At 59.7% G+C, this 12,879-nt stretch carries 12 protein-coding genes; 1 reads left to right on the top strand and 11 read right to left on the bottom strand.

From position 1 onward, the window contains the following. Nucleotides 1–3: 3 nt before the first annotated feature. From WBG04_RS12480 to WBG04_RS12440, 9 genes are all read right to left on the bottom strand, one after another. A complete protein-coding gene (locus tag WBG04_RS12480; RefSeq protein ID WP_424314764.1) occupies nt 4–579 on the bottom strand; it encodes a tetratricopeptide repeat protein in 576 nt (191 codons plus the stop codon). Continuing rightward, the gene (locus WBG04_RS12475; RefSeq protein WP_424314763.1) at nt 576–1,496 is read right to left on the bottom strand and encodes a vWA domain-containing protein; all 921 of its coding nucleotides are present in this window, start codon (nt 1,494–1,496) and stop codon (nt 576–578) included. Before WBG04_RS12475 ends, WBG04_RS12480 begins: the two co-directional genes overlap by 4 nt. After that, nucleotides 1,496–2,524: a VWA domain-containing protein gene (locus WBG04_RS12470; RefSeq protein WP_424314762.1), complete on the bottom strand. Its 1,029-nt coding sequence runs from the start codon at nt 2,522–2,524 to the stop codon at nt 1,496–1,498. Before WBG04_RS12470 ends, WBG04_RS12475 begins: the two co-directional genes overlap by 1 nt. After that, the gene (locus WBG04_RS12465) at nt 2,518–2,970 is read right to left on the bottom strand and encodes a DUF4381 domain-containing protein (protein ID WP_424314761.1); all 453 of its coding nucleotides are present in this window, start codon (nt 2,968–2,970) and stop codon (nt 2,518–2,520) included. The genes WBG04_RS12470 and WBG04_RS12465 overlap by 7 nt, the downstream gene beginning before the upstream one ends. Before the next feature lie 4 nt (nt 2,971–2,974). Continuing rightward, nucleotides 2,975–3,895, bottom strand: coding sequence for a DUF58 domain-containing protein (locus WBG04_RS12460; protein ID WP_424314760.1), 921 nt, complete (start codon nt 3,893–3,895; stop codon nt 2,975–2,977). A 63-nt stretch (nt 3,896–3,958) separates the two neighbouring features. Further along, a complete protein-coding gene (locus tag WBG04_RS12455; RefSeq protein WP_424314759.1) occupies nt 3,959–4,363 on the bottom strand; it encodes a GxxExxY protein in 405 nt (134 codons plus the stop codon). Between the two features lie 297 nt (nt 4,364–4,660). Continuing rightward, nucleotides 4,661–5,620: an AAA family ATPase gene (locus WBG04_RS12450; RefSeq protein WP_424314758.1), complete on the bottom strand. Its 960-nt coding sequence runs from the start codon at nt 5,618–5,620 to the stop codon at nt 4,661–4,663. Then, nucleotides 5,617–6,225, bottom strand: coding sequence for a DUF502 domain-containing protein (locus tag WBG04_RS12445; RefSeq protein ID WP_424314757.1), 609 nt, complete (start codon nt 6,223–6,225; stop codon nt 5,617–5,619). Before WBG04_RS12445 ends, WBG04_RS12450 begins: the two co-directional genes overlap by 4 nt. Nucleotides 6,226–6,309: 84 nt before the next feature. Beyond that, nucleotides 6,310–7,857 carry an arylsulfatase gene (locus tag WBG04_RS12440; RefSeq protein WP_424314756.1) on the bottom strand — a complete coding sequence of 516 codons (1,548 nt, stop codon included), beginning with the start codon at nt 7,855–7,857 and terminating at the stop codon, nt 6,310–6,312. A gap of 105 nt (nt 7,858–7,962) precedes the next feature. Between WBG04_RS12440 and WBG04_RS12435 the strand changes: the two genes are divergently transcribed. Beyond that, entirely contained in the window at nt 7,963–8,955 is a 993-nt protein-coding gene (locus WBG04_RS12435) for a LysR family transcriptional regulator (protein ID WP_424314755.1), read from the top strand. On the opposite strand, the gene WBG04_RS12430 is transcribed toward WBG04_RS12435, so the two are convergent. Together WBG04_RS12430 and WBG04_RS12425 are read right to left on the bottom strand one after the other, a co-directional pair. Then, nucleotides 8,856–9,740 (bottom strand): hypothetical protein, encoded by an 885-nt coding sequence (locus WBG04_RS12430; RefSeq protein ID WP_424314754.1) that lies wholly within the window; start codon nt 9,738–9,740, stop codon nt 8,856–8,858. The two genes, WBG04_RS12435 and WBG04_RS12430, sit on opposite strands and share 100 nt — an antisense overlap. After that, nucleotides 9,737–12,862 (bottom strand): efflux RND transporter permease subunit, encoded by a 3,126-nt coding sequence (locus WBG04_RS12425; protein WP_424314753.1) that lies wholly within the window; start codon nt 12,860–12,862, stop codon nt 9,737–9,739. Before WBG04_RS12425 ends, WBG04_RS12430 begins: the two co-directional genes overlap by 4 nt. Nucleotides 12,863–12,879 lie beyond the last annotated feature (17 nt).

The raw sequence follows: 12,879 nt of genomic DNA, 5'->3' as shown, positions 1-12,879 counted from the left end.
ACCTCATTTCGCCTCCTCTCCGAATTGTGCTTGATAGGCGAATTTGTTTCTCAGGAAGTCGGCGGGCTCGGTCTGGATTCGGCGCAGCCAGAGAGCTTGGGTCGAGTTGTTATCGGCCGGTTTGTCGTCGTTGGTTTCGGTGTCCTGGCCGCCTTCCTTTTTCTTATCGAAGACGATCTTGTCGGCTCCGATCTGCTGATCGCCCATGTCGCCGCCTTCCGATTTCATGCGCTCGGCTCGAATGGCCGCGAGATTGCGGTTCTCGGTGGCTGCCTGCCAGTCGGGGCGGCGGCTCAGAGCGCGGTCGTAGCTGGCAACCGCGTCCTGGTACTGGCCGAGGAAGACGAGGCAGTTGCCGCGGTTGTAGTGGGCTTCGGCGGAGTCGAGACGAGAAAAGACGGCTTGAGCTTTTTTGAATTCACCGGCGCGGTAGAGGGCGACGCCTTTCCACATGGTGTCGCTGAATGTGTCGGCCGCGGCGATGTATTCCTTTTTGTCAAACAAGCGCTGACCCTGCTGGTCGGGTGTGAACCAGAGCCCGGACCAGGTGAGGGTGGCGATGGCGAGGAAGGTTTTCATACGGCTTCCTTGGTTTGGGATTCACGGCGAAACGGGAGGAGCGAGAGGATGACTAGAAAGGGGACGAGGTAGTAGCCGCCATCCTGCCAGCGGGTGGCGCCATCCCCGGTGCGGGCGACCGGCGGCCGTGCGGCACCTTTGATTATGCGTTCGATGTCCTGATCGCCATCGGTCATGGCGATGAGATCGGCGTCGAGGGATTTGGCGAGCGGATTGAGTTGCGAGATCGAGCTGCCGACGGGGGCGATGGCGAGGATCTGGGTAGCGGGTGAACCGGCGGCCGCGAAGGCCTTGTTGATTTCCGGAGTGTCGCTGCTGGCGGTATCGGTGATGATGAGAAGCGTTCCGCCATTCTCTTTCAATAGCTCGGAGGCGCGATCAAGCGCGAGGTCGAGACGTTGACCTTGGACGGGCATGATTTCGGGCGAAATCTCGGCGGCCATGGTGGCGACGGCGCTGGTATCCTTGGTGGGAGGAAGCACGAGGTGGGCGCTTCCCGCATAGGCGATCAATCCGAGGGCTTGTCCCTGTCTTGCGGTGGCAAGGTCCTTGATTTTGAGGTGAGCCCTTTCGAGTCGCGATGGCTCGGGATCGGGAGTGTCCATGCTGGCGTCCGCCTTGAGAAGGATGATCAAGGGGCTGATGTCTTCCGCGAAGGGACTGGGCTCCGGTTTCCAGGAAGGGCCGGCGATGGCGAGTGTGGCGATCAACCAGGCGATCAACAGCGGCCAGAAGGCGCGCGGCTTTGAGTCGGCTTGATCGCTCAGGGCATCGAGTAGATCGGAATCGACCTGCGAACGCCACCCGCGCAGGGGATCGGCATGCTTTCGCCATAGCCACCAGACGACGAGCGCGGGCACCGCGAGCGCGAGGGCGGCGGGGCGCAGCAGGTGAAAGGACTGGAAGAATTCGATCATCAGGAGCTGACTTCGAGTTCGCCGGTGACGGGGTTGACGTGGAGCACGGGGGTGTTGTCGGGGGCGGCTGCAGGGGCGCGGCGCAGACGGACTTTGCTCAGCATGGAAAGGATGAGTGCAACGAGCACCGGCAGGGCGAAGAGATCGCGGCGCGGTCGATGGGAGAGCTTCTTGACTTCACGGGTTTCAAGCTTGTCGAGCTCGTCGTAGATGCCGGCGAGTTCCTCACGATTGCCGGCGAAGTAGGAACGGCCGCCGGTCTCTTCAGCGACCTGATCGAGGGTCTCCTGATCGAGTTTTTCCTCACCCACCGAAGTCGGATCGCCAATGGCGACGGTGTGGATGCGAATGTCCCGATCGACGGCGACACGTGCCGCTTCGACGGGTGGCACCTGGCTTTTGGTGTCGTTACCGTCTGTTAGAGCGATGATGGTCTTGGCAGGGGCGTCGGATGATTCGAAGAGATTGATGCCAAGTCCGATGGCATCGCCCAAGGCGGTGCGGGGACCGGCCATGCCGACGGCGGTTTCATCGAGGAGCTGGCGTGAGAGGGAGAGGTCGGTCGAGAAGGGGGCCTGGAGGAAGGGGGAGTCGCCGAAGACCACCAGTCCGACGCGGTCGCCTTCGCGTTTTTCAAGGAAGTCGCCGAGGATGTCCTTCACCGCCGTCAGTCGGTCGACCTTCTTGCCTGAATCATCGGTGAAGTCTTCGGCCTGCATCGAGGCGGAGAGATCGACGAGCAGCAGGAGGTCACGTGTGGGAACGAGCTTTTCGACGGGGTCTTCGATCCATTGGGGGCGGGCAAGCGCGGCGAGAAGCAGGAACCAGACAAGGATGGGGATCCGCGTGTTGATCGATCCACGCTTGGCCTGAGTGGCCAGTGGCACTTCGGAGATGGCTTTCTCGAGTCGCTTGCCAAAAGGGACGCGGAGAGTGGCCGATGAGCGTGGTCGGGGTGGAAGCAGGCGTTTGACGATCCACGGTAGTGGAGCGAGCAGCAGTAGCCATGGATGGAGGAAGCTCAGCATGGGTTCTGATGATTGCGGATCCAGCTTCCGGCGAATTCCCGCAGGCTGGTGAGATCTTCGCTCGGCGGCTCAGCTTCGTAATTCGAGCGGGTTAGTATTTCACAAACTGCTTGCGTTGGTTTGGTGGCCGCTTCTTTTCCAAGCCAGTCGATCCAGCTGCTGCCATCGAGCTTGGCCACTTCTTCACGAGGGGCGATGGCGAGAGCGGTACGTTTCAGGACCTCCGCAATGCCGACTGCCGTATCCGCTGCGTTGAGCTGTTCGAGGGCTTCCCTGCGATAGGCGTTCTTTTTCCAATTCAGGAAAATACGGTAGGCGTAGTAGCAGAGGGCGAAAGCGGCGACTGTCAGCAAGACCATCCACCCGGGTGCAAGCGGCCACCAGGAAACATCGGGCGGAGTCACGATGTCGTGGAGTTTGCTGAGAGCGGCGGGATCGTCGGTCATGGGTTCAACGATTGGCGTTCTGTCCGATCAGATAGCGGAGCTGATCGATCACGGGGGTGTCGGTGGATAAGGGGAAAAGGGGAATCCGAAGATGGGTGAAGAGGGTTCTCCAGTGATCGATGACTTCTTGAAACGCCTTCTGGAAAGCGGTGTCGAAGGCCTTGTCCGGAGGAATTCGCCAGTTTTTCCCCCGATCAGAGGCTTCCATGTCAGGGTAGCCGGTGAGTTGGATTCCCAAGGGATCGTAGACGGCGGAGACGATCAGGTCGTTGTGGACGCTGAGGCGGGTGGTCAGCTTTCTGGTCTGATCGTCCGCGCCGTCGAGGTCGGTGATGAGGATGACGAGGTGGTCGTGAGTGGCGCGTTGAAGGGCGGCTTCGAGGGCTTGATTAAGGGTGACCTTTCCAGTTGGGAAGGGCGACACGGCGAGCCGTTGGTTGTAGCGTTCGATCTCGTGGAAGAGGCGAAGGGCCTGGGCTGGTCCGCGTTGGGGGCGGAGAGAAGTGATTCCCTCTTCATTGAAGACGATGCCGCCGACCCGGTCGCCACCGTTCAAGGCACGCCAGGCGGCAAGCGCCGCGAGTTCGGCGGCGGCGACCGATTTCATGGCGCGTCGACTGCCGAAAAACATCGGAGATCTCTGGTCGATGACGAGGAGGACGGGGCGTTCGCGCTCTTCGCTGTAAACGCGGACCTGGGGCTTGCGGAGTCGGGCGGTGGCTTTCCAATCGATGGTGCGGATGTCATCGCCCGGGTGGTAGTTCCTGAGTTCTTCGAAAGCGAGGCCTCGGCCGCGGAGGCGGGAGGCGTGACGGCCGGCGAGGAGGGATGCGACCGGTTGGCGTTGCTTGAACGAGTATCCATGGGCCTCGGCCTTGAGCTGGACGAGGTGGTCGAGGGTTACGCTGATGGTCGGTTGGTTCACAAAAGTTGCTGGAGGTTGCGTGGGTTTTTTACAGAAGATAACGAAGGAAACGAAGGTTCTTGATTATGACTGGTTGCTGCCGGGGAGGATCATGCGGTGTACTCCGTCGACTAAGCGAAGCTCGTGAAAATTGATGAGAAGCCCGATTGGGGTTTTGAGGATCTTCATGTAACTCAAGAGTTGGGCTTTGTGGATGGGGAGAACTTTGGTCACTGATTTCAGTTCAAGAAGGAGGCAGCCTTCGATGAGTAGATCGAGTCGAAGTGGTTCCTCGAATGTGAATCCTTTGTATTCGATGGATACGACGATCTGACGCTCAGATCGTATGCCTTGGAGTTCCAATTCTCTGGCGAGGCACTTTTCGTAAATGGACTCGATGAGACCAGGTCCCTTGATACGGTGAACCTCGATTGCCGCGCCAATGACGAGCTTGCTTAGCTTGTCGGCTCGCTGGAACTCTGGATGCATTTCGATGAGGTTGATGCGAATATTTACAGAAGATAGGGAAGGAAACGAAGGATGGGGATTTGATGAGGACTGGATTTCTTTGTTTAGAAGAGCCTTCGTTACCTTTGTTTCCTTCTGTGAAATTTCTTGGATTTGGTCGCGAATGTTGCCTGGAATTCTCGGTCTCCTCGAGGAAGGTTGTGATTGATTTTTTACAGAAGGTAAGGAAGGAAACGAAGGTGGATGATTTGAAAGGGTGTGAGTTTTTCGTTCAGGAGAACCTTCGTTATCTTTGTTTTCTTCTGTGAAATTTCTTCATCAAACCGCCACGACTTGCTCGAGGACTGCCTCAATGATCTCCGAGCGGCCGATGCCGGCGGCTTCGGCTTCGTAGGTGGGATGAATGCGGTGGGCGAGGCAGGCGGGGGCGACGGCGCGGATGTTTTCGGGTGAGACGAAGTCCTGGCCTTGGAGCCAGGCGTGGGCGCGGGCGGCGGCGTCGAGCGCGAGGGTGCCGCGTGGGCTGGCCCCGAGGCGGATCCATTTTTCAAGATCGCCGCCGTAACGTTGCGGTTCGCGGGTGGCGATGACCAGATCGACCATGTATTTCTCGGCGGGTTCGGCCACGTGGATGAGGTTCACTTCGCTGCGGGCGGTGAAGATGAGTTCCTGATCGATGGCGGGAGGCGCTTCACTCGCGGTGCCGGTTTTCTCGCCGCGGACGAGACGCAGGATGGCGGCTTCGTTTTCGGCGGGCGGGTAGGGGACGTTGACGTGCAGGAGAAAACGATCCATTTGAGCTTCGGGAAGCGGGTAGGTGCCTTCCTGTTCGATGGGATTCTGGGTGGCGAGAACGAGGAACAGCCTGGGGAGCGGGTGGGTGGTTCCTGCAACGGTGACCTGGCGTTCTTCCATGGCCTCGAGCAAGGCCGCCTGAACCTTCGCCGGGGCGCGGTTGATTTCATCAGCGAGAACCAGATTGCCGAAAATCGGTCCGGGCTGGAACTCGAAGGTGCCGTTCTGCTCACGGTAGATCTCTGAGCCGGTGACATCGGATGGCAGCAAGTCGGGAGTGAATTGCACGCGGCTGAACTCGCTTTCGATGAGTTTCGACAGCGTCTTGATCGAGCGGGTCTTGGCAACGCCCGGGAGGCCTTCCATGAGCAGGTGACCGTCGGCGAGGAGGGCAATGAGAATGCGTTCGACGACGGGTTCCTGGCCGATGACGGCCGCGTTCATGGATTCGGAAATGCGGAGGATGGCTTCGCGTGGTGTCATGAGAATTTGGGGAAAGATTTACCTGAGGCTTTCATGGCGGCGACAAGCTCGGATGAGCCGCTGCCCCACTTGGAGATGCACTTCATCATGGTGGGAACCGGCACGTCAATTTCGTGAACGCGTTCGCTTGGCATGATGAAGATGCCGCCGGCCATGGGAGTGGGGACGGACGGCATGAAGACGGTTGAGAATCCGCCTTCGTGGGTCTCGATGAGAAAGGCGGGGGCGAGGCAGCCGTCCTCGACTTCGATGAGGGCGGGTTGGAAGTCAGTTTCGGATTCCAATCCGGCCGTTTGGGCAGCAATGGCCTGAAGTGAGGTGTAGCCAGGAATCCGATTCAGAATGTTGTTCTGGATGGCGTGGCCGATGATCTTTCCGATTGCGGTGTGAAAGAGGGCCCCGACGAGCAGGCAAATGAGGATGAAGACGACCAGCGCGATGATCGTCGGATGGTTGACCTCCTCGGGCATGTGGCCGGCGATCGGTTTCACGATGACGCCAAGTTTGACGAGGATCTTGAGAAACAGAAGGAGCGCCAGCCAGGCAGGCAGGACGATAAATAGGCCGGTGACCAAAGCCGACTTCAGGGATCTAAGAAATTTCATGTCCGCACTATGAAAGAGAAAGCCGCACCCGGACAAGTTCCGGATGCGGCCAAGGGATTGTATTTGATTCGGCTGGTCAGGAGATCAGCGGGAACCGGCGGCACCTTCGGTCATTTTCTCCATCACATCATCGAGCGAAAAGCTCGCGGCCTTCTGGCGTGGTGGATACTCTGCGAAGGTTTCGAGGAACTTGCCCACGTAGGCCTGTGCGGGGACCAGCATGTAGGCGCGGTCGAGAACCCAATCATAGTAGGTGTTCGAAGTGACCGGCGCAAACTCATAGGGATCGCGGCGAAGGTTCAGGATCATGGGAACGCGAAGTGCGTCGAAGGGCTCCATCCAGACTCGGAAGGTTCCAGCGGTCTTCTGTTCCATGAAGATCAGCTTCCAATCGTTGTAGCGCATGGCTGTCAGGTCGCCGTCATCCGAGAAGTAGAAGATTTCCTTGCGGGGACTTTCGATATTGTCCGGATCCTTGAGGTGCTCGGTCATGTCATAGCCATCGAGGTGGATCTTGTAGTCGCGGCCGAGGGCGCTGGACTTGTAGCCGTCGAGGAGGTCTTCCTTGATGTCCGTCTTGCCGGCCGCGGCGAGGAAGGTTGGGAGGAAGTCCATGTGATGGACGATGCCGTTGGAAACCGAACCGGGCTTGATGACACCAGGCCAGCGCATCACCGCAGGAACACGCCATCCGCCTTCCCAGTTGGTGTTTTTCTCACCACGGAAAGGGTTCACGGCAGCGTCGGGCCAGGTGTTCTTGTGAGGACCGTTGTCGGTCGAGTAGTGGACGATGGTGTTGTCGGCGATGCCGAGCTCGTCGAGGACCTTGAGGAACTTGCCGATGTGCATGTCGTGCTCGACCATGCCGTCTGCGTATTCGTCCTGACCGGAAATGCCGCGGAGTTCGGCTTTCACGTGGGTGCGGAAGTGCATGCGAGTGCCACTCCACCAGACAAACCATGGCTTGCCGGCAGCGGTCTGGCGTTTGATGAAGTCGATGGCACGGTCGGAGGTGTCGTCATCGACCGTCTCCATGCGCTTCTTGGTGAGCGGGCCGGTGTCCTCGATCTTGCCGTCGGCAGTCGAGCTGATCACTCCACGAGGGCCGAACTTCTTGCGAAATTCCGGATTCTTCGGGTAGTCTTCGTTCTCCGGCTCTTCCTCGGCATTGAGGTGATAGAGGTTGCCATAGAACTCATCGAATCCGTGGTTGGTGGGAAGGTGCTCATCACGATCGCCGAGGTGGTTTTTGCCGAACTGTCCGGTGGCGTAACCCTGGTCCTTGAGGAGTCCAGCGATGGTCGGGTCTTCGACCATCATGCCTTCCTTGGCACCGGGCAGACCGACCTTGGAAAGACCTGTGCGGAAGACACTTTGGCCCATGATGAAAGACGAGCGGCCTGCGGTGCAGGACTGCTCGCCGTAGTAGTCGGTGAAGAGGATGCCTTCGTCGGCAATGCGGTCGATGTTCGGTGTCTTGTAACCGACAAGTCCGCGGGTGTAGGCGGAAATGTTGGATTGTCCGACATCGTCGCCCCAAATGACGAGGATGTTCGGTTTGTCTGCCGCAACGGCAGGCGCCAGAAACGCGAAACTAGTCGCGATGACGGCAAGGTATCTGGTGGTGTTCATATTTTTTTGCTGAGTCGATTTTCGAGGATCGAACCTCATTGGTATCAGGTCCGTAAAGATTTGGAAATTGCATTGTTTTCATGGTTTCGATAACCGGAGCGCATTATGGTTGAAGTCCGTCAACTGGTTCATGCGGTGGCTCTCGCGGAGCACCGAAACTTCGCTCGCGCGGCCCGTTCCCTGAACCTGAGCCAGCCAGCCTTGAGCCGGAGCATCCAAAGTCTTGAAACTCAGCTTGGTCTGCGGCTTTTTGATCGCGGAAGGAAGGGGGTTGAGCCGACCGAGGGTGGCCAACTCCTTCTGAAGCGGGCCCGAGCGCTCATTGTCCAAATGGATGATTTGGAGGAAGAGGCGGGTGCGGTGACCCGAGGCAATGTTGGTGAGATGAAGATCGGGACGGGACCCTATCCGGCGAAAATGTTCCTCGGGTCGTCGCTTGGAGGACTGCTTTCACGGCAGCCTGATCTCAAGTTTCGAGTGATTGTCGACAATTGGACCGAGACCGTCCGGCGTTTGCGGGAGAGGCAGATTGAGCTGGCGGTGTGCGAATGCAGCGAGCTGGACGAGTCGGTTTTTGAAGTCGTGCCGCTGGCTGAACATCGGGTCTATCCGGTGGTGCGGTCGTCCCATCCTTTGGCCAAGATGAGAGAGTCGAAGTTCTCCGAGATCAAGCGTTGGCCGTTCGGGATTACGGCTGCTTTGCCGCCCAGAGTGCTGGGACCTCTTGCGGCGGGGGGGGCTAAAAAGGCGTCTTCGCTGGCGATTCACTGCGAAGATCTCGAAATCCTGAAGGAGATTGTCAGTCGCTCGGACGTCATCATGCTGGCACCGCTTTGTTTGGTGGAGAGGGAGATTGCCGAGGGATCGCTCTGCGCGTTGCCCTGCGTGGAATCCTGCCTGAAGACGTCTTTCGGTATCGTTAAATTGAAAGGCAGGACCTTGCCGCCCTTGGCAGGGCATCTTTTCGAGGAGATGAAACGGACCGACGCCGCATGTCTTCAGCGCGGCGAGGAACTGCAGGCGATGATCTTTCCGAAGAAGGGACGGCGTAGTAGCCAGGCTAGCAAAAGGAGCAAGGGGACTTCAGCGAGGAAGTAGACGGCTGCGAACCCGGCGTAGTCGATCTGGCCGAGCATGGTGATGGAGATCAGGCTGGCGACTCCGATATTTCTCACCGGCAAGGCAAGCAGGGAAGCTCTGGCGGTCCGGGGATCAACAGGGAGCTGTTTGAGAAACGCCACTCCTGCCAGTAGAACGATGAGCATGAAAGCGAGGCTGGAGGCAGCGATGATGAGTCCCTCTTCAAGAATCCGCTGTCTCTGGGCGAAGATGACGTAGATGAGGAGGAGTAGGATCCCGAGGGTGACGAGTCGGTGAACAGGTTTGCGTATTCCAATCGCGAGATCGGGCATTCTTGTCCTGATGAAGATCCCGATCAGAGTTGGAATCACGAGTATCGCCAGCAGACGGCCGACGAAGACCCAACCGGGAATGGCGAAGCTTTCGTCCTCGTATCCGAAATAGCGGTAGCCGATGAAACAGGCTGCCATGCTCAGAGGTGCGACCGCACAGGTGACGGTATTGAGGAAAAGGGATGCCGCCGGGTTGCCACGCGAGATCAGGGTGTAGGCATTCGCAATGTCACCAATCGGGCATGCGGCGACCAAGAGCAGGGCGCAGGCGAGGTGTGGCGGGAGGTGAAAGAGCTTGGCGACGGCCAAGCCTGCAAGTGGTGGCAGGAGTAACTGAGCTAGAAGCAGTGGGAAGATCCGATGCTCGCGTCCGAAGAGCCCGACCAGGAGATCTTTGACGATCTCAAGACCGACGGAGAACATCATCAGGCAAGTGACGATGAGGATTCCGATGTCGACAATCTCCTTCAAGCTTCGGCAGAGCTTTCATCCTTCTTCTTGCGGCCTTCGCTGAGGCGCTGGACGACGTAGTAGAGCATCGGCACGGCAGCGAGCGAAACCAAGGTGGCGGCGATCATGCCACCGAAGACGGCGGTGCCGAGAACCTTGCGGGATTCCGCACCGGCACCACTTGCAATGAGGAGCGGGATGACGCCGAGGACGAAGGAGAGCGCGGTCATCATCACGGCGCGGAAGCGCAGGCGGACGGCTTCGACCGCGGAGTCGAAGATGCTCATGCCCTCGTCGCGTTTCATCTTGGCGAACTCGGTGAGCAGGATGGCGGTCTTGGTCGACATCGCGATGAGCAGAATGATGCCGATCTGGGTGTAGACGTTGTTCTCCATGCCGCGTGCGTTGATTGCGATGACCGCGCCGAGCAGTGCGGTGGGGACCGAGAGGCAGACGGAGATCGGAAGCGTCCAGCTTTCGTACTGCGCCGCTAGTACTAGGTAGACCATGAGGATCGCAAAGCCGAAGACGGCAGCGAGGCCGGTTCCCGCCTGTTTTTCCTGAAAGGAGAGGTCGGCCCAGGAGTAGCCCATGGAGGCCGGAAGAATGGTGGCGGCGAGTTCTTCCATGGTCGTCATCGCGGCGCCGGAGCTGGATCCCGGGGCGGGGTTGCCGAGGATCTTGACGGCGGGCTGCATGTTGAAGCGGGTGATGTTCTGGGGGCCGAGCACGTTCTTGAGGCTGGCCACCGCGCCGAGCGGGATCATCTTTCCTCCCGCTCCGCGGACCTGGAGTTTGTTGACGTCGTCGGGCTGCGCGCGGAAGGGCGCGTCGGCCTGGGCGATGACCTTGAAGCTGCGGCCGAAGAGGGTGAAGTCGTTGACGTAGGCGGAGCCGAGGTAGATCTGCAGGGTATCGAAGACGGCGGACATCGAGGTGCCGGTGCGCTTGACCTGCTCGCGGTCGATGTCGACGTAGATCTGTGGCACACTGGCGCGGAAGGTGGTGCGGACGCCGGCGAGGGAAGGGTCGGCGTTGGCGGTGGCGATCATCTCTCCAGCAACGGCCTGAAGTTGGTCGAGACCGACGCCGCCCTTGTCCTGGAGCATGAAGGTGAAGCCGCCGGAGACGCCGACACCGGGGAGTGAGGGAACCGGGAAGGCGAAGGCGCCTCCCTCCTGGATCGAACCGAGGCCACGCTGGATTTTCTGAAGTAGGGCAGCCTGTTTGAGCTCCTTGTTGCCGCGTTCTTCCCAAGGTTTGAAAGTGACCACGCAGAAGCCGGTGTTGGCGGACGCACCGCCGTCGATGATGGAGTAACCGGTGATGGCGAGGCAGTCGACCGTGCCTTCGGTGGCGGCGACGACCTTTTCCACCTTGGCCATAACGGCTTTGGTGCGATCGAGCGTGGCTCCATCGGGAAGCTGGATGCCGATCATGCAGTAGCCCTCGTCCTCCTGGGGGACGAAGCCGGTCGGGAGCTTGCCAAGTCCGGTGATCGAGCCACCGGTCATGGCGATGAAGATCAGCACGCCGATGGCGGAGAAGCGCATGGCGGTGCGGACGATGCCGCGGTAGCCCTTGTTAGAGACGTCGATGGTCTTGTTGAAGGCTTTGAACAGGCCACTCGGTTCCTTCTTGTTAGGTTTCAGCAGGATGCCGCAGAGGGCCGGGCTGAGGGTGAGGGCATTGATCGAGCTGAAGATGGTGGCGATGGAGATGGTCGCCGCGAACTGCTTGAACATGGTGCCGGTGATGCCGGACATCATCGCGGTCGGCACGAAGACCGCGAGCAGCACAAGGGTGGTGGCAATGACCGGCCCGGAGACTTCCTTCATCGCGGCGGCGGCCGCTTCCTTCCCGCTCAGTCCTTTCTCCAAGTGGACGAAGGTATTCTCGACGACAATGATGGCATCATCAACGACGATGCCGATGACCAGCACGAGGCCGAAGAGGGTCAGGATGTTCAGCGAGAAGCCCATCGCCAGCAGCACGGCGAAGGTGCCGATCAAGGAGACCGGGATGGTGATGGTCGGCACCAGGGTGGCGCGGGCATTCTGAAGGAAGAGATAAACGGTGAGGACGACCAGAATCAGCGTGGCGATCAGGGTGATGGCGACTTCCTTGATCGAGGCGTTGATGACGTCGGTGGAGTCGTAGACGACCTTGTAGCTGACATCGGCGGGAAAGGCGGCCGCGAGTTCGTCAAGCTTGGCGCGGACGCCGGTGGCGACGTCGATCAGATTCGAGCCGGGGATCTGATAGATGGCGAGGGTCGCAGAGGCCTTGCTGTTGAGCTGGGAGGAAATCGAGTAGCTGTCGGCACCGAGTTCGACGCGGGCGACATCGCGCAGGCGGATGCTGCCGCCGTCCTCGCCGGTGCGGATGATGACGTTGCCGAACTGTTCGGTATCGGTGAGCCGGCCCTGGGTGCTGAGGATGTATTCGAAGGCAGTGCCGGGTGGCGCGGGCGCGGCGCCGACCCGGCCGGCGGCGACCTGAATGTTCTGCTCACGGATGGCGGCGACCACATCGGAGGCGGCAAGGTCACGGGCGAGCAGCAGGTCGGGATCGAGCCAGATGCGCATGCTGAACTCGCCGACACCGAAGACGGTGACATCGCCGACGCCGGGGACGCGGGCGAGTTCGTCGCGCAGGCGGAGGTTGGCGTAGTTGGAAAGGAAGGCGTCGTCGTAGGTGCCATCGGGCGAGGTGAGGCCGATGAACATCACGGTGTCGGTGGACTTCTTCTTCACCGTGACGCCGGTGCGTTTGACTTCCTCCGGGAGGCGCGGCTCGGCCTTTGAGACGCGGTTCTGGACGAGCACGTTGGCGGAATCGAGGTCGGTCCCCGGCTCAAAGGTGACCGTCAGGTTCATGCTGCCGTCGTTGCCGTTGACGGAGGACATGTAGATCATGCCTTCGACGCCGTTGACTTCCTTCTCGATGGTGGCGGCGACGGTTTCGGAAACGGTTTTTGCGTCAGCTCCGGGATAAACCGCGGAGACCTGGATGGTGGGCGGCGCGAGATCGGGGTAGCGGGCGACCGGCAGCTTGATCAGCCCGACGATGCCGATGACGACAATGACGATCGAGATGACCGCCGCGAAGATCGGGCGTTTGATGAAGAAGAGGCTGAACATCTTTAAAAGTGCCGAGT

Source organism: Haloferula sp., assembly GCF_049672945.1.
In the GTDB taxonomy this organism is placed as follows: Bacteria; Verrucomicrobiota; Verrucomicrobiia; order Verrucomicrobiales; family Akkermansiaceae; genus Haloferula.
Note: the sequence above shows the minus strand (reverse complement) of the source record. Positions and strands in the feature narration are given on the sequence as shown.

Excerpts from the sequence above, each read along its gene's own strand:
- WBG04_RS12445 (WP_424314757.1), bottom strand. The coding sequence starts at position 6,225 with ATGAAATTTCTTAGATCCCTGAAGTCGGCTTTGGTCACCGGCCTATTT.
- WBG04_RS12450 (WP_424314758.1), bottom strand. The coding sequence starts at position 5,620 with ATGACACCACGCGAAGCCATCCTCCGCATTTCCGAATCCATGAACGCG.
- WBG04_RS12465 (WP_424314761.1), bottom strand. The coding sequence starts at position 2,970 with ATGACCGACGATCCCGCCGCTCTCAGCAAACTCCACGACATCGTGACT.
- WBG04_RS12425 (WP_424314753.1), bottom strand. The coding sequence starts at position 12,862 with ATGTTCAGCCTCTTCTTCATCAAACGCCCGATCTTCGCGGCGGTCATC.
- WBG04_RS12455 (WP_424314759.1), bottom strand. The coding sequence starts at position 4,363 with ATGCATCCAGAGTTCCAGCGAGCCGACAAGCTAAGCAAGCTCGTCATT.
- WBG04_RS12470 (WP_424314762.1), bottom strand. The coding sequence starts at position 2,524 with ATGCTGAGCTTCCTCCATCCATGGCTACTGCTGCTCGCTCCACTACCG.
- WBG04_RS12435 (WP_424314755.1), top strand. The coding sequence starts at position 7,963 with ATGGTTGAAGTCCGTCAACTGGTTCATGCGGTGGCTCTCGCGGAGCAC.
- WBG04_RS12480 (WP_424314764.1), bottom strand. The coding sequence starts at position 579 with ATGAAAACCTTCCTCGCCATCGCCACCCTCACCTGGTCCGGGCTCTGG.
- WBG04_RS12475 (WP_424314763.1), bottom strand. The coding sequence starts at position 1,496 with ATGATCGAATTCTTCCAGTCCTTTCACCTGCTGCGCCCCGCCGCCCTC.
- WBG04_RS12440 (WP_424314756.1), bottom strand. The coding sequence starts at position 7,857 with ATGAACACCACCAGATACCTTGCCGTCATCGCGACTAGTTTCGCGTTT.